Genomic DNA, 18,223 nt, shown 5'->3' on the forward strand with positions numbered 1-18,223 from the left:
CGGCCCTCCGCACCATCACGCCCCCGTGCCCGGCAGTCCCCGGGCCAGCAGGGGGCCTCGTCGTAGGCGGCGTAGATGCGCTTGCGGAACGACATGACTCTCTCCTTGCTGCGAAGCGGGACGGCTGTCCCGCGGGAGTGGACGGAGCGGCCTCGGCCGGCTGTGCCGCCGTGGCCGTGAACACCGGCGCGCTCACTCGTGCAGGTGATCCGCGGAGGCGCTGCGCGGCGGTGATCCGCGCTGCCGGTAAGGCGAGTTTCGGCAGGTTGATCCCCTCCCACAACCGGATCCCGGTTGCTTCGGCGATGTCGGGATAAATACAGTTCCGACCTGCTGGGACGTGCGTGTCCCGGGACACGCAGCACCGAACGGGACACCGTTTCCGGCCCCTCAGGGAGACGTCCTCGATGACCGAACGCGGACGACGTGAGGATGCGGTGGAGCTGGGCGCGGCGTTACGGGCCCTGCAGCAGCGCTCGGGCCGCACGTTGCGGGCTCTGGAGGAGCAGGTACGCATCAGCGACTCGTCCCTGTCCCGCTACTTCCGCGGCGACACCGTCCCGCCCTGGCCCGTCGTCCGTGATCTGTGCCGGGCGCTGGGGGCGGCCCCTACGCGTACCGGACTCTGTGGGAGGCCGCGGACCGCAGCCCGGCCCAACCGCCCTCGCGGCCCGAGGCCCCGGACCCGCCCAACCTGCCCAACCCGGCGGGCCCGCCGGACCCGCCGGATCCACCGGCGGCCGACGCACCGGCTCCGCCGCCGTCCTCCGCTCCGGGCCCTCGGCTGCGCACCGCCCTGACCAGCCGCACCGCCGCGGCGGCAGCAGGGGGCCTCACCGGGCTCGCGGCCGGATTCGTCGTCGCCCTCCTGACCTTGCCCCTCGGCCCCTCGGGTCCTCCCTCGCACGGCGCGGCCGAGGCAGGGCGCGTACGGAACGAGGCGGCGTCGGCCGGGGCGTCGGAACGCGCGGGGGCCACCCGTGTCTTCGTCAGCCGGGCCACCGGAAACTGTCTGGACTCCAGCCTCGACCACGGCCTGCGCTCCTACCCGTGCAACGGGATGTCCTACCAGCGGTGGGACGTACGTTCCTCGGCGGACGGTGCGCACCAGCTCCGGAATCACGCCACCGGTCGGTGTCTGGACGACGGCGGCCGCGAGGTGGCGGCCCGGCCGTGCGACGGCCGGGCCGCCCAGAAATGGACACTCACCAGCCGGGAGGACGAAGCCGTCCGCCTGGCGAACGTGTCGACCGGGCGGTGCCTGGACGAGGGCGCCGGCGGCCTGCATGCTCTTCCCTGCGTCACCGGGGGCCGGCAGGAGTGGGGACAGGTCCCGGCCGAGCAGCAGTCGGGACGGGTCCCGGGCGCACGGACAGCGGGGTCGTACAGGCCCCCCGGCCCGTACGACCCCGCTGCGTCAACCGTTTCCCCGTGGCCCCCCGCCTCCCCCGAAGCGATGGGCTTTCCCCGTACTCCCCCGTTTCCCCCGGGTCCCCTCGGTCCCCGTTTCACTGCTCCCCCGTACTTCCCCCGTGGCCCCCGCCTCCCCCGAAGCGGAGGGCCCAGCCTCAGGCCACCAGCTCGCCGAAGGACTCCTGCTCGTCACGTCCGAAGCTGAGGACCTCGTCCTCGCGCAGCCGGCGCAGGGAGCGCCAGATGCTGGACTTCACCGTGCCGACACTGATGTCGAGGATGGACGCGATCTCCGGGTCGGTGCGGCCCTCGTAGTACCGCAGGACCAGCATCGTGCGCTGGAGTTCGGGCAGCCGGGCGAGTGCCTGCCACAGCACCGCCCGCAGCTCCGTGCCGCGCATCGCGTCCGTGTCGCCCACCGTCTCCGGCAGCTCCTCGGTCGGGTATTCGTTGAGCTTGCGCCTGCGCCAGGCGCTGATGTGCAGGTTGGTCATGGTGCGGCGCAGATAGCCGCCGACCGCCGCCTTGTCGCTGATCCGGTCCCAGGCCCGGTACGTCGAGAACAGGGCGCTCTGGAGCAGGTCCTCGGCCTCGAACCGGTCGCCGGTCAGGTGGTAGGCGGTCGCGTACAGGGAGGCCCGTCGCTCCTGGACGTAAGCCGTGAACGCCGCTTCGGCGTCCGCGTTCTCCGCCCCAGTGGTGCGATCCCCCGTGGCCTTCCCGTACGCGCTCCTCCCGTTGCCCCCCACGTCCCCCGTGGGTGCGTCAACCACCGTCATGTACGTCGACTGCGACGGCAGATGCTGACGCCCGGCGCTTCGAACACACCCCCGTACGTTCGTCACGCCGGACTTCTCCGTGCTCCGCCCGACGTCGTGGAGACGCGTGACAACTGCGCTTGAGCTGGTGCTGTGCAGTGCGTTCATCTCGCGCCCCCTATCGGTGGAGTCCGTTCGTTCCCTGCTGACCAAGAGCTTGCCGGGGCAGTTTCATGGCACTGTCCCCCGACTGTCACAGGCCTGTCACAGGGGCAGTTGCGACCGTGCCCGGACAATCGGACCGGACCACAGGTCGAACTGAAGCGCCACCATGGGCCAGAATGACGTTCGTGCCTTTCCTGTTGCTGATCGAGGACGACGACGCCATCCGCACGGCCCTCGAACTCTCGCTGTCACGCCAGGGCCACCGTGTGGCCACCGCGGCGACGGGAGAGGACGGCCTGGAGCTGCTGCGCGAGCAGCGGCCCGACCTGGTCGTGCTGGATGTGATGCTGCCCGGGATCGACGGTTTCGAGGTGTGCCGGCGGATCCGCCGCACCGACCAACTGCCGATCATTCTGCTGACCGCGCGCAGCGACGACATCGACGTCGTGGTGGGACTGGAGTCCGGCGCGGACGACTATGTGGTGAAACCTGTCCAGGGCCGGGTGCTGGACGCCCGGATCCGGGCGGTGCTGCGCCGCGGGGAGCGCGAGTCGACCGACTCGGCGACCTTCGGCAACGTGGTGATCGACCGCTCCGCCATGACCGTCACCAAGGACGGGGAGGATCTGCAGCTCACGCCGACCGAGCTGCGGCTGCTGCTGGAGCTGAGCCGCCGGCCCGGCCAGGCCCTGTCCAGACAGCAGTTGCTGCGTCTGGTGTGGGAGCACGACTACCTGGGCGACTCCCGGCTGGTGGACGCCTGTGTGCAGCGGCTGCGCGCCAAGGTGGAGGACGTGCCGTCCTCGCCGACCCTGATCCGTACGGTGCGGGGCGTGGGCTATCGGCTGGACTCGCCTCAGTGACCGAAACCGCCAAGCGGTCGCTGCGCGCCGGCCTGCGCTGGACCAGTCTGCGCATGCGGCTGGTCGTCGTGTTCGCGCTGGTGGCGCTGGTGGCAGCGGTGTCCGCGTCGGGGATCGCGTACTGGCTGAACCGCGAGGCCGTGCTGACCCGTACCCAGGACACCGCGCTCGGCGACTTCCGGCGGCAGATGCAGGACACCGCCGCGGGGCTGCCGACGCGTCCCACCAAGGACGACCTCCAACGGGCCGCCGGGGAGATGGCGTCCAGCGGCCCGGGCTACAGCGTGCTGCTGGAGGCCGAGCGGGAGCGCGGCAAGCCGATCGTGGGCTACTCCGACCTGGACACCTTCACGCTGTCCGACGTGCCGGACTCGCTGCGCAAGCAGGTGGCCCGCAAGCAGCCGCTGACGTCGAGCAACGAGCACGAGTACCACCTGTTCTGGCAGCGGACGAGCATCGCGGGCACGCCGTATCTGGTCGCCGGTACGCGGATCATCGGCGGCGGCCCGACCGGCTACATGCTCAAGTCCCTCGACCAGGAACGGCAGGACCTCAACTCGCTGGCCTGGTCGCTGGGGATCGCGACCGCCCTCGCGCTGGTCGGCTCGGCGCTGCTCGCGCAGGCTGCCGCGACGACGGTGCTGCGCCCGGTGCAGCGGCTCGGCGACGCGGCCCGCAAGCTCGGCGAGGGCAAGCTCGACACCCGGCTCACCGTCTCCGGCACGGACGAACTCGCCGATCTCTCCCGTACGTTCAACAGAACGGCGAGCTCGCTGGAGAAGAAGGTCGCGGACATGAGCGCGCGGGAGGAGGCGAGCCGCCGGTTCGTCGCCGACATGTCGCACGAGCTGCGCACCCCGCTGACGGCGATCACCGCGGTGGCGGAGGTGCTGGAGGACGAGGCGGACACCCTCGATCCGATGATCGCGCCCGCCGTGCACCTGGTGGTCAGCGAGACCCGGCGGCTGAACGACCTGGTGGAGAACCTGATGGAGGTGACCCGCTTCGACGCGGGCACGGCCCGGCTGGTGCTGGACACGGTCGACGTCGCCGACCAGGTGACCGCGTGCATCGACGCGCGGGCCTGGCTGGACGCGGTGGACCTGGACGCGGAGCGCGGCATGCTGGTCCGGCTCGACCCGCGCCGGCTGGATGTGATCCTGGCCAATCTGATCGGCAACGCCCTCAAGCACGGCGGTTCGCCGGTGGGCGTCCGGGTGCGGACCGAGAGCGAGGAGCTGGTGATCGAGGTACGGGACCACGGTCCGGGCATCCCCGAGGATGTGCTGCCGCACGTCTTCGACCGGTTCTACAAGGCCAGCGCCTCCCGGCCGCGGTCGGAGGGCAGCGGGCTCGGCCTCTCCATCGCCATGGAGAACGCGCACATCCACGGCGGTGACATCACGGCGGCGAACTCCCCGGACGGCGGCGCGGTCTTCGAGCTGCGGCTGCCGCGCGACGCCGAGAAGCTCGCACGGAACGACGAGGCGGGCACGGGGGCCCCGGACGAGGACGGGGCGACGTGAAGCGCGGCGATGTGACGTACCACCGGAGGCGGAGCCCGCTGCGGCGGCGCACGGTCGTCTCGCTGGCCGTCCTGGTGGCGGCCGGGGCGCTGGCCTCCGGGTGCGGGATCCGTACGACCTCGGTGCCGGTGGACGCGGGCGCCGCGCCCTCCCGGGTACCGTGCCGGCTGTCGTCCTCCGACGTCACCACCCGGTCGCCGGACAGTGTGACAGCCGAGGTGTATCTGGTGTGCGCCTCGCAGCTGGTCACCGTGGACCGTCCGGTGACGGCGGAGGCGGTCGGCTCCGACCGGGTGGCGGTCGCCCGCGCGCTGCTCAAGGAGGTCCAGCAGGCGCCGCCCGCGAGCGAGCGGCGGGCCGGGTTCACCACCGCGGTTCCGGCGGGGCTGCGGGTGGATCCGGCCCGGGACGGCGATCCGGCGGGCGCCCTGCGGCTGAGCAGTCAGCCGGAGGACCTGTCGGCGGAGGCGCTGGCCCAGCTGGTGTGCACGTACGCGGAGAGCGAGACGCTGGTCCGGGACGGTTCGGTGGTGCTGGGCGGGCCCGGTGACTATCCGCCGCGCGGCTATCTGTGCACCTCGCAGACGAAGACCCGGCCGGGCGATCTGGCCACCCCGGACGCGATCCGGCTGGACTGACGCGGGCCGGGTGCCCCGCGCCCGTGCGGTCGTGCCCGAAGGGGCGTTCGTACGCAGCGGGCCGCGAGGGCACGGAACCGATCCTGCCGGTCGTGGCGTCTTGGTGGACGTGCGTCACAGTTCGGACGGCCAGACCGTCATCCACTTCCGCGCGGCGGGCGTCACCCTCCTGGTCGCACATCTGCTGTTCGTCGGGTGGCTGACGCTGCGCCCGCTGGACGTTCCCTGGATCACGGCGGCGAATTTCGAGCCGCTCGCCGGGATCAGGGCGGATCTCGCGCTGGGACCGGCCGAGGCGGCCCGCCGGATCGGCGGTGCGCTGTTGCTGCTGGCCCCGCTCGGGGTGCTGCTGCCGATGTCCGGGGGCCGGATCTTCGTCTCGCCCTGGGTCTCGCTGCTGCGTACGGTCGCCGCCGGGGCGCTGATCTCGCTGGCCATCGAGCTGGGGCAGACCGGGGTGCCCGGTCAGGTCGTCGACATCGACTCGCTGCTGCTGAACACCACCGGGGTGGTGCTGGCCCATCTGCTGGTCGTGCCGGCCTGCCGGGCGCGGCTGCGCCGCGCGGGACTGCCCGGGGTGCGGGATCTGCCCCACCACCGCCAGGAGACCCGTCTCAGGGACGAGGCCCCTGGGGGGGCGACCCCGACGATTACCGGGGTCGGCCTCGCACCGTAGAGCGATGCTTTGCACCCCTTCGCGGCGGCACCATGGATACATCGGGGAGCGGAGAAAGCTGCTCCCGCCGCTACGGTTCTCGAAGGAGCCCGCCATGGCTGCCGCACTTGTCCGCCCCCGCGAAGGCCGCATGATCGGTGGAGTCTGCGCGGGCCTCGCCCGGCGCTTCGGTATCTCCGCAGGCACGATGCGCGTCATCTTCGTCGTCTCCTGTCTGCTGCCCGGCCCGCAGTTCCTGCTCTACCTGGCGCTGTGGGCGCTGCTGCCCTCGGAGAAGTCCGCCTCCTCCGCGACGGCCTGGTGACGCGCGGCACCACGGGGAGCGGATACGCACAGTGGGGCGCACACCCTGGTCCAGGGTGTGCGCCCCACTGGTGGTTCAGCTGGTTCAGCCGCCGAGCGGGATCCCGTTGGCGGAGAGGCCCTGGGTGGGCAGGCCGCCGAGCAGGCCGGTGACCGGGGCGGCCGCGTCGGTGGCGTCGCCGCCGAGGACCTTGCCGACGGTGTCCTGGACCGGCGCGTTCTGGACCGACTGCGCGACCGTGTCGAGCGCCATCGTCGAGACGGGGAGCGCCCCGGCCGCGGTGTCCAGCGGCAGCGAGGGGGCGGCGGAGGCGCTGCCGGCGGCGGCAGCGGCGAAAGCGGCGCCGAGAGCGGCGACACCGAGAGTCTTGGCAGCAGACTTCTTCATGGAGAATTCATCCTTGGGGAAGGGGATGTGAGCGGCTCTGCAAGCTAGCCATCCCGCTGCCCCCTCCGCAAACACCGCGACACGCGCAAAAGGGCCGGGATTTCGCCTCCCGGCCCTTTCAGATGTTGCGTTCATCAGCCTCCGGAGACCGCAGAACCACTGGTCACAGCGGTCTGACGGAAAAGCCACTCCGACTTCAGCTCGGCGTATCCGGGCTTGACGACGTCATTGATCATCGCAAGACGTTCGTCGAAAGGAATGAATGCTGATTTCATCGCATTGACGGTGAACCACTGCATGTCGTCGAGCGTGTATCCGAAGGCCTCGGTCAGCCGCTCGAATTCTCCGCTCATGCTCGTCCCGCTCATCAGCCGGTTGTCCGTGTTCACGGTGATCCGGAAGTGCAGCTTGCGCAGCAGCCCGATGGGGTGCTCGGCGTACGAGGTGGCAGCGCCGGTCTGGAGGTTGGAGGTCGGGCACATCTCCAGCGGGACGCGCTTGTCGCGTACGTAGGAGGCGAGACGGCCGAGGGTGACCGAGCCGTCCTCGGCGACCTCGATGTCGTCGATGATCCGCACGCCGTGGCCGAGCCGGTCGGCGCCGCACCACTGGAGGGCCTGCCAGATGGACGGCAGGCCGAAGGCCTCGCCCGCGTGGATCGTGAAGTGGTTGTTCTCGCGCTTGAGGTACTCGAACGCGTCGAGGTGGCGGGTGGGCGGGAACCCGGCCTCGGCGCCCGCGATGTCGAAGCCGACGACGCCCTGGTCGCGGTAGCTGTTGGCCAGTTCGGCGATCTCCAGGGCGCGGGCGGCGTGCCGCATCGCGGTGAGGAGGGCGCCGACGCGGATGCGGTGGCCGTTGGCCCGGGCGATGCGCTCGCCCTCGCGGAAGCCCTCGTTGACGGCCTCGACGACCTCTTCGAGGGTCAGGCCGCCTTCCAGGTGCTGCTCGGGGGCGTAACGGATCTCGGCGTAGACGACACCGTCCTCGGCGAGGTCCTCGGCGCACTCGGCGGCCACCCGGAACAGCGCGTCACGGGTCTGCATGACGGCGCAGGTGTGGGCGAAGGTCTCCAGGTAGCGCTCCAGCGAACCGGAGTCGGCGGCCTCGCGGAACCAGATGCCGAGCTTGTCGGCCTCGGTCTCGGGGAGGGAGTCGTAACCCTGCGCGCGGGCCAGCTCGACGATGGTGCCCGGCCGCAGGCCGCCGTCGAGGTGGTCGTGGAGCAGCACCTTGGGGGCGCGCCGGATCTGGTCGGAATCAGGGACATTCGGGGTCTGGCTCGTCATCTTGGCACTCTAGCGCCTACGCGCGTAGAGCGCCTCGTGTCGATGCGTAACAGTGACCGCGAAGTCGGGTGGAGTACACCTCACCTTCTGACACTGTTCTGTCATGGCACAGCGCGCACTTCCCCTGCCCGAAGCCAGGCTGGGACGGGCCGTACAGACGGCCGGAGCAACGGACGAGGTCAGCGGCGTGGCTCTGCTGCTCCCGGACGGCGAGGCCGACTCGCGCCGCCGCCCCTCCACCCTGTCGTACGCGGTACAGCTGCCGTTCGCCCGTTCGCTGGCCCGGGCCGGGGTGGGTGACGGGCTCGCGGTGCATGTGCTGCGCTACCGCTGGCGCGGCTGGAACGCGGACGACGCGCACCCCGCCGAGGACGCCGTGTGGGCCGCCGACGAGGTCCAGCGGCGGTACGGCGATGTGCCCGTCTGCCTGGTCGGGCACGGGATGGGCGGACGGGCGGCGCTGCGGGCCGCCGGGCACGGCGCGGTCACCTCGGTGCTGGCGATGGCCCCGTGGCTGCCGGAGCGGACGGCGGACGGACCGGAACCGGTGAAACAGCTGATGGGGCGGCGGGTGCTGATCGTGCACGGCACCAACGACGAACGCACCGACCCGGAGCTTTCCTACCGGCTGGCCGAGCGGGCGAAGAAGGCCAACCGGGACACCTGCCGCTTCGAAGTGCACTCGGACGGGCACGCGTTGCGCCAGCACCGCTCCGAAGTGGTGGCGCTGGCCGCCGACTTCGTGCGCGGCTCGCTCTTCGCCCGGTCCTACGCCCGCCCGGTCGCGGACGCGCTCGCCGCACCGCCGCCGCTGGGGCTGCGGATGCCGCTGGCCGCCGGGTTCGGGCGGTCGCTGCGACACTGAGGCGGGCGCCGGACCGGGGCCCGGGTCAGGCCGTCCGCCGCCGCGCGAGCGCCCGGAGCAGCAGCGCCGTGGCCGTCCATGCGGCCGCGCAACCGGCGGCGGCGACCAGCAGGACGAGCCAGAGCACGTCCGTGGCGGTGGCGGCGGTGACGGCGATGCCGGCCGCCAGCAGGGTCGCCGCCATCACCACGACGACCTGTGCCGTGGGGGTGTCCGTGACACGGGCGGCGCGGCGGCGGTGCAGCCACCCGGCTCCCCGCAGGAAGACGCTGCCGACGATCAACAGGGCGAGCCCCACGGCCAGTCGGACGGTCGCGCCGCGGCCCGGCTCGTCGGCCGTGTCCTGGCGCAGCTCCCCCGCTTCCACCGCCCACACCACGTCGCGCCAGGACAGCACGGTGACCCGGTCCCCGGGCGCCAGCTTCTCCCAGACGGGCCCGTGGCCCCGCATCCGCACCCTGAACGGCGGTTCCTCGGCCTCGCCGTCGAGCGTGACCCAGTTGGTGACGGCCTTGTTCGACCGGCCGGTCCCGGTGGAGACGACGGTGGCGGGCCACTCGGAGAGGCAGTCGCCGCTCTCGGGCGCGGCGACCTCCGAGCACGGCCGTGCGGCCCGGAAGTCTCGGGCCTCGGAGAGCGACCCGGGCAGCAGCGCGAACAGGCCGGCGGCGAAGAGCAGCAGCACCGAGCCGACGATGGACGCGAAGATGACGCCCTTCAGGCCCGGGAGTCCGGGCGGCCGCGGACGCGGGTGCGGACAGGGAGGGGAGGCACGGTTCACCGGGCCATTCTCGCTCACCTGTTCCCCTCGGCCCCGGCTGTCCCGCTCGCCACCGGCTGTTCCCCTCGGCCCCGGCTGTCCCCCTCGGTCTCGCCTGCCCCCCTCAGTCCGGCAGCAGGTTCCCCCGGCGCGAGAGCAGGAAGCGTTTGAAGGCGGCGACGGGCGGGGTGTCGGGGTGGCCGTCCAGCCAGGCGACGCCGATCTCGCGGGCCGCGCGCGGGGCGGTGACCGTCAGTTCGACGACTCCGGGGCGGGCGACCGCGGGCGGCGGCAGCAGGGCCACCCCGAGCCCGGCGGCCACCAGTCCGCGCAGGGTCTCCGCCTCCTCGCCCTCGAAGGCGACCCGGGGTGTGAAGCCCGCCTCCGCGCAGAGGTCGTCGGTGATCCGGCGCAACCCGTAACCGGGCTCCAGCGTCACGAACGTCTCGTCGGCGGCCTCCGCGAGGCGGATCCGGCGGCGGGAGGCGAGGCGGTGGTCGTCGGGGACCACCAGGCGCAGCCGCTGTTCGTCGAGGCGGCGGGCGACCAGATCGGGGGCGTCGGGCACGGGTGAGGTGAGGCAGAGGTCGAGGCCGCCCGCGCGCAGCCGTTCGATCATCGCCTCGCCGTAGTTCTGCACGAGCTGGAAGCGGACTCTCGGGTGGTCGACCCGGAAGGCGCGGATCAGGGCGGGCACGGTCTCCGAGCCCATGGTGTGCAGAAAGCCGAAGGAGACCCGGCCCGCCGTCAGGTCGGCGTCCGCCCGGACCGAGTCGGCGGCCTTCTCCACCTCGGCCAGGGCCCGTTCCGCCGAGCCGAGGAAGGTGCGGCCCGCGGGGGTGAGCGAGACGGTGCGGCCCTTGCGGGCGAACAGGGCGACGCCCAGGTCCGTTTCGAGCCGGACCATGGCGCGCGAGAGCGTGGACTGCGGAACGCCGAGCTCGTGTGCGGCGCGGGTCACATGCTCGTGGCGGGCGACCGCCTCGAAGTACGCGAGGCGGGGCGCGAGCACGGCCCGGATGTCTTCTTCGTAACTGCTCGGTGACAGCCGAGGCCCTGAGCTGCGTTCATGCACCATGGGATCGATTATGGCAGTTTCATGCATTGGACGCATGAAACGTCTCGCTCTACTTTCGACGTATGCCTCCCGCCAGTACCGGGGCATCCACCATCACCGTGGATGCCTCTGCCCCGTCGTCCCCCGTCACCACCACCGCCGCGCCCGACGCCGCCACCCATGAGCGTCTGGAGCCCGGCCGCCCCGGCTACCGCCGGATGAGCTTCGCCCTCTTCGCCGCCGGTGTCGCGGCCTTCGCCCTCCTCTACTCCACCCAGGCGCTGCTGCCCGCCGTCTCCGCGTCGTTCGACGCGACCGCCGGGCAGGCGAGCTGGACGGTCTCGGCGGCGACCGGGGCGCTGGCCCTGTTCGTGCTGCCGCTGAGCGCGCTATCGGAGCGGTTCGGGCGGCGACAGATGATGACGGCCTCGCTGACCATCGCGGTGCTGGTCGGGCTGCTGGTGCCGTTCGCCCCGTCGATGGGCGCGCTGATCGCGCTGCGCGCCGTCCAGGGTGCGGCGCTCGCCGGGCTGCCGGCCTCCGCGATGGCGTATCTGGCGGAGGAGGTCCGGCCCAAGGCGCTGATCGCCGCGATCGGGCTGTTCGTCGCGGGCAACAGCATCGGCGGTATGAGCGGCCGCATCCTCACCGGCTGGGTCGCCCAGGCCTGGGGCTGGCGCGCCGCGCTCGCGGCGGTCGGGCTGCTCGCGCTGGCGTGCGCCGTCGTGTTCCACTTCCTGATCCCGAAGGCGAAGAACTTCCGCCCCGGTTCGCTGAACCCGAAGGCGCTCGCGAAGACCGTCGCCGGCCATCTGGCCGATCCGCTGCTGGTGCGGCTGTACGCGATCGGCGCGCTGTTCATGACGGTGTTCGGCGCGGTCTACACGGTGATCGGCTACCGGCTGGTCGAGGAGCCGTTCAGCCTGCCGCAGGGCGTCATCGGGTCGATCTTCCTCGTCTATCTGGTCGGTACGGTCTCCTCCGCCGCCGCCGGACGTCTGGTGGCCCGCCTCGGCCGCCGGGGCGCGCTCTATCTGGCGGTCTCCACGACCGCCGCCGGGCTGCTGCTGTCGCTCGCGGACCAGCTGGCCGCCGTCCTGCTGGGCCTGGTGCTGATCACGGCCGGCTTCTTCGCCGGGCACGCGGTCGCCTCGTCCTCGGTGAGCCGGACGGCCACGACGGGCCGGGCGCAGGCCTCGGCGCTCTACCAGTCGGCGTACTACCTGGGCTCCAGCGCGGGCGGCACGCTGGGCGCGGTCGCCTTCCACACGGGCGGCTGGACGGCGACGGTGGCGCTCGGCCTGCTCGCGGTCCTCGGCGTCGTCTCGATCACCCTGTACGGGACCCGGGTGGCGCGTGCGGAGCGGCGGGCGCTCATCCCTGCCACCCGCTGAACCGCTCCGCAGGCCACTGAAGCACAACCGAGACATTCCGGCGCGCAACCACGGCTCCCCTTCGCACGTCTACCAGGCGTAACCAACAACGCACTGTGGGCGAAGGGGTGTTGGCGCGCATGGGAGTCACGGCGAAGATACGCGGAAGACGGTTGCGGCGTGGGGTGGCACTGTCCGTCGCCGGACTGGTGGCCGCCCCGGCCCTGGTCCTGGGCACCGGCACCGCCGCCCACGCGGCGTCCTGCACCAAGTCGGTGGGGCCGCACCAGAAGCAGGTCGAGAAGTTCCTGAAGCGGCCCGTGGACGGCAAGCAGTCGACGGCCGACTGCAAGGCGATCCAGAAGTTCCAGAAGAAGCACGGGATCACCCCGACCATCGGCTACGCCGGTCCGCTGACCTGGCGCACGATGAACACGATGCTCGCCCAGAAGGCGGCCGGGAAGAACCCCGACAAGGCGAAGAAGTGCCCCACCAACAAGGGGCGCATCGCCTGTGTCGACCTGACGCGGCAGCTGAGCTGGATCCAGGACGGCAAGAAGCTGAAGTACGGGCCGGTGCCGGTGCGGACCGGCCGGGACGGCGCGGAGACCCGGACCGGCGCCAAGAAGATCTACTGGCGCAACATCAAGCACTGGTCGACCATCTACAAGGTCTGGATGCCGCACTCCCAGTTCTTCGACGGCGGCCAGGCGTTCCACTCGGTCACCAAGTCCATGTACAACCCGCCGGGCTCCGGTGGCTGCGTCAACATGCGCCCCGCCGACGCGAAGGCATACTGGAAACTGCTGAAGAACGGCGACGACGTGTACGTGTACGGGCGCAAGCCCGGGACCTGAGCGAGGCGCTGAGCGCATCCCGAGGGGTGCCGGACGGATCGTGGCCGCAGCCACGGCGTCCGGTACCCCTTGTCCTCTGTCCGCCCCGGCTGTCAGTGGCCTGCGGTAGCTTCCGACGTACCGGGTGACAGATGCCACAGCGCGGCTGCGCGCGACAGGGGTGGAGCGATGAGCGACCTGACCACGACGACGGACGCGGGAGCGGCTGCGGGCTCCGAGGGCGGTGACGCCGGGATCGACAGCCGTCTGGAGGGGCACCGGGTCGAGCTGACCGGCTACTGCTACCGGATGCTCGGATCGGCTTTCGAGGCCGAGGACGCGGTGCAGGACACCCTCGTCCGCGCCTGGCGCAACTTCGACAAGTTCGAGGGCCGCTCCTCGCTGCGTTCCTGGCTCTACCGGATCGCCACCAACGTCTGCCTGGACATGCTGAACGCGGGCAACAAGCGGGCCCGCCCGGTCGATCTGACCGGCCCGACCCCGCTCGCCCAGGCCGCGCTGAGCCCCCGCCCGGAGAACGTCTGGCTGGAGCCGATGCCCGACGGCCGGATCCTGCCGTCGCTCCAGGACCCGGCGGAGGCGGCCGTGGCGCGCGAGTCGGTGCGCCTGGCGTTCGTCGCCGCCCTCCAGCATCTGCCGCCCAAGCAGCGGGCCGTGCTGATCCTGCGCGAGGTCCTCGCCTGGAAGGCCGCCGAGGTCGCCGAGCTGCTGGAGACCTCCGTCGCCTCGGTCAACAGCGCCCTGCAGCGGGCCCGCGCCACGCTGACCGAGACGGAGAGCCGGCCGGGCGACGCGGCGGACCCGCTGGACGAGGAGCAGCAGAAGCTCCTGGAGCGCTATGTGAAGGCGTTCGAGGGCTATGACATGGCCGCCCTGACCGCGCTGCTCCACGAGGACGCGGTGATGACGATGCCGCCGTTCGACCTGTGGCTCCGGGGCACCGGCGACATCACGGGCTTCATGACCACCATCGGCGCGGCCTGCGCCGGCTCCAAGCTGGTGCCCGTCTCGGCCAACGGCTCCCCCGGCTTCGCGCACTACAAGCCCGCCGAGGACGGGTCCGGGTTCGTGCCGTGGGCGGTCCAGGTCATCGACGTCCGGGACGGGGCGATCACCGGGATGCACTGCTTCCTGGACGTCCCGCGCTGGTTCCCGCTGTTCGGCCTGCCGGACCGGCTGCCGGCGGACGCGTAACAGCCTGGTACGTCAGTACGTACGCCCGTCCGTACGGGTCCGGCAGACGCCGGGCCCGTACGTCGGCCCGCGCCCGGCGCCGTTCCGCCGCCGTCAGCGCGCGTCCGGTACCCGCTCCCCCGGGTCCTCCTCCAGGGTCACCACATCGGCCAGCCCCACCAGGTCCAGCAGTGACCGGAGTTCGGGCGGTACGCGGCGCAGCCGCAGGGTGCGGCCGGAGCGGCGGGCGACGAGGCCCAGCCGGGCCACCGCCTCGACGAGGGTCAGATCGGGCCGGACCACTCCGCCCACATCGCAGTCCACCGCCGCGCCCGGGGCGAGCGCGGCCCCGCGGGGACCGGCCAGAGCGCGCTCCAGTTCGGCGCAGAGGTCGGGTACGACGGCGCGGCTGACCCGGCCGGTCACGGTCAGGGCGATCGGATTTTCGGCATCCACACCAGGCAGACCGGAGCGGCGGGCGAAATTCATCGGAGCCCCGTGCGTGACCCCCGCCACGGAGGGGCTGTTTCACGTCAACTCCGGAGGACCTGTGCTCCTTCTGTGAACCAATCCCCCCAGCTCTCCCTCTAGTTCGGTGAACCGACGGCCGCAGCCGTCATTCCTGCGTCTCTGCGGACCGGCGGGTTGAGGAACCATCGAGTTCTCCAGGGGGAGAGTTGCGCAGACACGTGAGGAACGCGCGCATACCGGCGGTCGCCGCGGCGGTGGCCATGGCGCTGGCGGCGGGCATGACCCAGACCGCCGTCGCCCAGCCGGATCCGAAGGGGGCGTCCGGCACCCGGGCCGAGGACCGGGAGTCGCGTCAGCTGACGCTCGTCACCGGTGACCGGGTCACCGTCGACGCCCAGGGCAAGCCGGTCGCCTTCCGGCCCGCGAAGGGCCGGGAGAACATCCCGGTCCAGCGGATGAGCACCAAGGGCCACACCCTCGTCGTCCCGGCCGACGCCCACCGGCTGATCGTCTCCGGCAAGCTCGACCGCCGGCTGTTCGACGTCACCGAGCTGAGCCGTCCGGAGAACCTCCGGGCCCGGAAGGACGGCCTGAAGCTGATCGTCGGCTACCGGGGCAAGCAGGCCGCCGCCGCGAAGGCGCAGGTCCGCGACGCGGGCGGTACCGAGGTCGGCCGGAGCCTCACCTCGCTGAACGCCGAGTCGGTGACCACACCGAACGCCGACGCGCCGGACATCTGGAAGGCCCTCACCGACCGGGGCACCGACGGCGAGCGGGTCACCACCGCGGCCGGCATCGACCGGGTCTGGCTGGACGGGGTACGCCGGGCGAGCCTCGACAGGAGCGTCCCGCAGATCGGCGTCCCGGCGGCCTGGAAGGCCGGGTTCACCGGGAAGGGCGTGAAGATCGCGGTCCTGGACACCGGGACGGACACCACCCACCCCGACCTCAAGGGCCAGGTCCTGGCGGAGAAGAACTTCAGCGCCGCCAAGGACACCGAGGACCGGGTCGGCCACGGTACGCACGTCGCGTCGATCGCGGCGGGCACCGGCGCCAAGTCGGGCGGGAAGTTCAAGGGCGTGGCACCGGACGCCGAACTGCTCTCGGGCAAGGTGCTCGACGACGACGGGTACGGCGACGACTCCGGCATCCTGGCCGGTATGGAGTGGGCCGTCGCCCAGGGCGCCGACATCGTCAACCTGAGCCTCGGCGGCATGGACACCCCCGAGGTGGACCCGCTGGAGGCGGCGGTCGACAAGCTGTCGGCCGAGAAGGGCGTCCTGTTCGCGATCGCCGCGGGCAACGAGGGTGACGGCGCGGGCACCGTCGGCTCGCCCGGCAGTGCGGACGCCGCGCTGACCGTGGGCGCGGTCGACGACAAGGACCAGCTGGCGGACTTCTCCAGCCGGGGCCCGCGGATCGGTGACGGTGCGATCAAGCCGGATGTGACGGCTCCCGGCGTGGACACCACGGCGGCCGTCCCGCCCGGCTCGCTGATCGCCCGTGAGGTGGGCGAGAAGCCCGCCGGTTACGCCACCATCTCGGGTACGTCGATGGCCACCCCGCATGTCGCGGGCGCGGCCGCCCTGCTCAAGCAGCAGCACCCCGACTGGACGTACACCGAGCTGAAGGGCGCGCTGACCGCGTCGACTAAGCCCGGTGCGTACAACCCGTTCCAGCAGGGCTCCGGCCGGATCGCGGTGGACCGTGCGATCGCCCAGACCGTGATCGCCGAACCGGTCTCGGTGAGCTTCGGGGTGCAGCAGTGGCCGCACACCGACGACAAGCCGGCCACCGAGAAGGTCACGTACCGCAACCTCGGCACGCGCGATGTCACCCTCGATCTGAAGGTGACGGGCACCGGCCCGAAGGGCAAGCCGGCTCCGGCCGGCTTCTTCACGCTCGGCGCGGACAAGGTCACCGTTCCGGCGGGCGGCACGGCTGAGGTCACGCTGACCGCCGACACCCGGCTCGGCGGCACCGTCGACGGCACGTACTCCGCCTACCTGGTGGCCACCGGCGGCGGGCAGACCGTGCGTACGGCCGCCGCGGTCGAGCGCGAGGTGGAGAGCTACGACGTCTCCATCATGCACCTCGGGCGGGACGGCCGCCCGGCCGCCTATGTGGACAGCACGCTCTTCCGCTTCGGTGCGGAGTCTGGCAACCCGTTCCTGAGCCCGCAGGTCGTCGACGGCACGGCGAAGATCCGGGTGCCCAAGGGCACGTACGTCGCCAACTCCACGGTGTACAAGGACCCGGACGACGTCACCAAGGGCGCCGACTGGATCGCGCAGCCCAAGGTCGCGGTCACCAAGAACACCTCGCTGACGTTCGACGCCCGCAAGGCGAAGCCGGTGAAGGTCACGCTGCCGGACGCGAAGGCGAAGGGTGAGCTGTTCTCCCCGGACTACGTCGTGGAGGCGGCGAACGACGCGGTCTCCTTCGGCTGGGTGATGGACTCGCCGGCCGGTATCCGTACGCTCCACGTCGGCCCGAAGATCACCGACGGTTCGCTCGCCCAGCACTGGTCGGGCACCTGGAGCAAGGGCGCGTCGACCGAGTACGACATCGCGGTCGGCGGCACGGTCGAGCAGCTCGCCACCGGCTTCGACCGGAAGTTCACCGCGGCGCAGCTGGCCAAGGTGAAGATCGCCATGGGCTCGGCCGCGCCGAAGAAGAGGGGCTCGATCACCGCCTTCCCCTTCCTCCCCACGCAGGGCGGGAGCTGGGCCACCTCGATCGACCAGAAGCTGCCCGGCACTCGCACGCTGTACGTCTCCACCGCGGACAAGGTGGCCTGGAGCTTCGAATTCGACCAGCAGGGCCCGCTCGACGCGGACGGCTGGCCGACGTACGAGGCCAACTACCAGGTCGGCAAGGAGGCCACGTACAAGGCGGGCAGGGCGTACACGAAGTCCGTGAACACCGGGGTGTTCGGCCCGCTGGTCGACAAGAACTACGGCGTCGTCCGTGAGGGCAACGAGATCACCGGCTCCCTCCCGCTGCTGGCCGACGGTCAGGGCAACGCGGGCGGGATGGTGTTCACCTCGGCCAGGACCGTCCTCTACCGCAACGGCAAGAAGCTCGGCCAGAACGCCGACCCGGTGACCGGCTACGAGTTCTTCAAGGTCCCGGCGGGCGCGGCCGACTACAAGCTGACGACCACGGTCAAGCACAGCCCGAAGGTCAGCCCGCTCTCCACCCGGGTGGACGCGGCGTGGACGTTCCGCTCGAAGAAGACCGCGTTCACGATGCTGCCCGTCTCCACCGTCCGGTTCACCCCGGCCGTGGGCGCCGACGGCCGGGTCAAGGCGGGCAAGACCGTCTCGGTGCCGGTGAAGGTGCACGGCGCGGCCGCGGGCAAGAACCTGAAGTCACTGAAGACGTACGTCAGTTACAACGGCGGCAAGACCTGGAAGAAGGTCACGGTCAAGAAGGGCAAGATCACCGTCAAGAACCCGGCCAAGGGTAAGGCGATCTCCTTCTCCGCCAAGGTCACCGACAAGAAGGGCAACACCTCGTCGGTGAAGATCTACAACGCGTACCTGGGCAAGTGACCGGGCACGACGGGTAGTTCACCCCCCGCGGGTGGTCCACCCCCGCACGACGGCGGCCCGCCGCACGGAGACGATCCGTGCGGCGGGCCGT

18 protein-coding genes are annotated in these 18,223 nt (G+C 71.7%); 12 read left to right on the forward strand and 6 right to left on the reverse strand.

Annotated features, from left to right (window positions below):
* Positions 1-407 precede the first annotated feature (407 nt).
* A complete protein-coding gene (locus tag AC0VY3_RS30020) occupies positions 408-800 on the forward strand; it encodes a helix-turn-helix domain-containing protein (protein WP_258047392.1) in 393 nt (130 codons plus the stop codon).
* Positions 801-874: 74 nt separating this feature from the next.
* Entirely contained in the window at positions 875-1,618 is a 744-nt protein-coding gene (locus AC0VY3_RS30025) for an RICIN domain-containing protein (RefSeq protein WP_475551023.1), read from the forward strand.
* On the opposite strand, the gene AC0VY3_RS30030 is transcribed toward AC0VY3_RS30025, so the two are convergent.
* Entirely contained in the window at positions 1,569-2,339 is a 771-nt protein-coding gene (locus AC0VY3_RS30030; protein WP_103512208.1) for a SigE family RNA polymerase sigma factor, read from the reverse strand. The two genes, AC0VY3_RS30025 and AC0VY3_RS30030, sit on opposite strands and share 50 nt — an antisense overlap.
* A gap of 182 nt (positions 2,340-2,521) precedes the next feature.
* On the opposite strand from AC0VY3_RS30030, the gene afsQ1 reads away from it, so the two are divergent.
* From afsQ1 to AC0VY3_RS30055, 5 genes are all read left to right on the forward strand, one after another.
* Positions 2,522-3,199, forward strand: a complete 678-nt coding sequence (gene afsQ1, locus AC0VY3_RS30035) for a two-component system response regulator AfsQ1 (protein WP_006127084.1) — start codon at positions 2,522-2,524, stop codon at positions 3,197-3,199.
* On the forward strand, positions 3,196-4,725 hold the full coding sequence (locus AC0VY3_RS30040) for a sensor histidine kinase (protein WP_103512207.1): 1,530 nt from the start codon (positions 3,196-3,198) through the stop codon (positions 4,723-4,725). The genes afsQ1 and AC0VY3_RS30040 overlap by 4 nt, the downstream gene beginning before the upstream one ends.
* On the forward strand, positions 4,722-5,363 hold the full coding sequence (locus tag AC0VY3_RS30045) for a hypothetical protein (RefSeq protein WP_103512206.1): 642 nt from the start codon (positions 4,722-4,724) through the stop codon (positions 5,361-5,363). Before AC0VY3_RS30040 ends, AC0VY3_RS30045 begins: the two co-directional genes overlap by 4 nt.
* A 103-nt stretch (positions 5,364-5,466) precedes the next feature.
* A complete protein-coding gene (locus AC0VY3_RS30050) occupies positions 5,467-6,039 on the forward strand; it encodes a VanZ family protein (RefSeq protein WP_103512205.1) in 573 nt (190 codons plus the stop codon).
* Positions 6,040-6,133: 94 nt separating this feature from the next.
* On the forward strand, positions 6,134-6,343 hold the full coding sequence (locus AC0VY3_RS30055; protein WP_030084647.1) for a PspC domain-containing protein: 210 nt from the start codon (positions 6,134-6,136) through the stop codon (positions 6,341-6,343).
* Between the two features lie 84 nt (positions 6,344-6,427).
* Here the strand turns inward: AC0VY3_RS30055 and AC0VY3_RS30060 are convergent, their stop codons facing one another.
* Both AC0VY3_RS30060 and AC0VY3_RS30065 read right to left on the reverse strand, forming a co-directional pair.
* Complete coding sequence (locus AC0VY3_RS30060; RefSeq protein ID WP_086777919.1) at positions 6,428-6,730, reverse strand: hypothetical protein; 303 nt, start codon at positions 6,728-6,730, stop codon at positions 6,428-6,430.
* A gap of 134 nt (positions 6,731-6,864) precedes the next feature.
* Positions 6,865-8,019: an adenosine deaminase gene (locus AC0VY3_RS30065; protein WP_103512204.1), complete on the reverse strand. Its 1,155-nt coding sequence runs from the start codon at positions 8,017-8,019 to the stop codon at positions 6,865-6,867.
* Positions 8,020-8,122: 103 nt separating this feature from the next.
* Between AC0VY3_RS30065 and AC0VY3_RS30070 the strand changes: the two genes are divergently transcribed.
* The gene (locus tag AC0VY3_RS30070; RefSeq protein ID WP_242741395.1) at positions 8,123-8,884 is read left to right on the forward strand and encodes an alpha/beta hydrolase family protein; all 762 of its coding nucleotides are present in this window, start codon (positions 8,123-8,125) and stop codon (positions 8,882-8,884) included.
* 25 nt (positions 8,885-8,909) lie between these two features.
* On the opposite strand, the gene AC0VY3_RS30075 is transcribed toward AC0VY3_RS30070, so the two are convergent.
* Entirely contained in the window at positions 8,910-9,665 is a 756-nt protein-coding gene (locus tag AC0VY3_RS30075; RefSeq protein ID WP_475551024.1) for a hypothetical protein, read from the reverse strand.
* 103 nt (positions 9,666-9,768) lie between these two features.
* The gene (locus tag AC0VY3_RS30080) at positions 9,769-10,722 is read right to left on the reverse strand and encodes a LysR family transcriptional regulator (protein ID WP_475551025.1); all 954 of its coding nucleotides are present in this window, start codon (positions 10,720-10,722) and stop codon (positions 9,769-9,771) included.
* Positions 10,723-10,784: 62 nt separating this feature from the next.
* Between AC0VY3_RS30080 and AC0VY3_RS30085 the strand changes: the two genes are divergently transcribed.
* The 3 genes from AC0VY3_RS30085 to AC0VY3_RS30095 all read left to right on the forward strand — a co-directional run bounded on the left by AC0VY3_RS30085 (position 10,785) and on the right by AC0VY3_RS30095 (position 14,125).
* A complete protein-coding gene (locus AC0VY3_RS30085) occupies positions 10,785-12,095 on the forward strand; it encodes an MFS transporter (protein ID WP_475551026.1) in 1,311 nt (436 codons plus the stop codon).
* A gap of 119 nt (positions 12,096-12,214) precedes the next feature.
* On the forward strand, positions 12,215-12,931 hold the full coding sequence (locus AC0VY3_RS30090; protein ID WP_103509250.1) for a L,D-transpeptidase family protein: 717 nt from the start codon (positions 12,215-12,217) through the stop codon (positions 12,929-12,931).
* Between the two features lie 168 nt (positions 12,932-13,099).
* Positions 13,100-14,125, forward strand: coding sequence for a sigma-70 family RNA polymerase sigma factor (locus AC0VY3_RS30095; RefSeq protein WP_242741400.1), 1,026 nt, complete (start codon positions 13,100-13,102; stop codon positions 14,123-14,125).
* 93 nt (positions 14,126-14,218) lie between these two features.
* On the opposite strand, the gene AC0VY3_RS30100 is transcribed toward AC0VY3_RS30095, so the two are convergent.
* Positions 14,219-14,593, reverse strand: coding sequence for an STAS domain-containing protein (locus AC0VY3_RS30100; RefSeq protein ID WP_103509270.1), 375 nt, complete (start codon positions 14,591-14,593; stop codon positions 14,219-14,221).
* Between the two features lie 242 nt (positions 14,594-14,835).
* Between AC0VY3_RS30100 and AC0VY3_RS30105 the strand changes: the two genes are divergently transcribed.
* Complete coding sequence (locus AC0VY3_RS30105) at positions 14,836-18,132, forward strand: S8 family peptidase (protein WP_475551755.1); 3,297 nt, start codon at positions 14,836-14,838, stop codon at positions 18,130-18,132.
* The last annotated feature ends 91 nt before the right edge of the window (positions 18,133-18,223 follow it).

It is taken from the genome of Streptomyces sp. iso_384, from assembly GCF_056172905.1.

What these genes read in the sequence shown, in the direction of transcription:
- AC0VY3_RS30020 (WP_258047392.1), top strand. Translation starts at nt 408, where the DNA reads ATGACCGAACGCGGACGACGTGAGGATGCGGTGGAGCTGGGCGCGGCG.
- AC0VY3_RS30030 (WP_103512208.1), bottom strand. Translation starts at nt 2,339, where the DNA reads ATGAACGCACTGCACAGCACCAGCTCAAGCGCAGTTGTCACGCGTCTC.
- AC0VY3_RS30055 (WP_030084647.1), top strand. Translation starts at nt 6,134, where the DNA reads ATGGCTGCCGCACTTGTCCGCCCCCGCGAAGGCCGCATGATCGGTGGA.
- AC0VY3_RS30060 (WP_086777919.1), bottom strand. Translation starts at nt 6,730, where the DNA reads ATGAAGAAGTCTGCTGCCAAGACTCTCGGTGTCGCCGCTCTCGGCGCC.
- AC0VY3_RS30065 (WP_103512204.1), bottom strand. Translation starts at nt 8,019, where the DNA reads ATGACGAGCCAGACCCCGAATGTCCCTGATTCCGACCAGATCCGGCGC.
- AC0VY3_RS30070 (WP_242741395.1), top strand. Translation starts at nt 8,123, where the DNA reads ATGGCACAGCGCGCACTTCCCCTGCCCGAAGCCAGGCTGGGACGGGCC.
- AC0VY3_RS30080 (WP_475551025.1), bottom strand. Translation starts at nt 10,722, where the DNA reads ATGGTGCATGAACGCAGCTCAGGGCCTCGGCTGTCACCGAGCAGTTAC.
- AC0VY3_RS30085 (WP_475551026.1), top strand. Translation starts at nt 10,785, where the DNA reads ATGCCTCCCGCCAGTACCGGGGCATCCACCATCACCGTGGATGCCTCT.
- AC0VY3_RS30090 (WP_103509250.1), top strand. Translation starts at nt 12,215, where the DNA reads ATGGGAGTCACGGCGAAGATACGCGGAAGACGGTTGCGGCGTGGGGTG.
- AC0VY3_RS30095 (WP_242741400.1), top strand. Translation starts at nt 13,100, where the DNA reads ATGAGCGACCTGACCACGACGACGGACGCGGGAGCGGCTGCGGGCTCC.
- AC0VY3_RS30100 (WP_103509270.1), bottom strand. Translation starts at nt 14,593, where the DNA reads ATGAATTTCGCCCGCCGCTCCGGTCTGCCTGGTGTGGATGCCGAAAAT.
- AC0VY3_RS30105 (WP_475551755.1), top strand. Translation starts at nt 14,836, where the DNA reads ATGGCGCTGGCGGCGGGCATGACCCAGACCGCCGTCGCCCAGCCGGAT.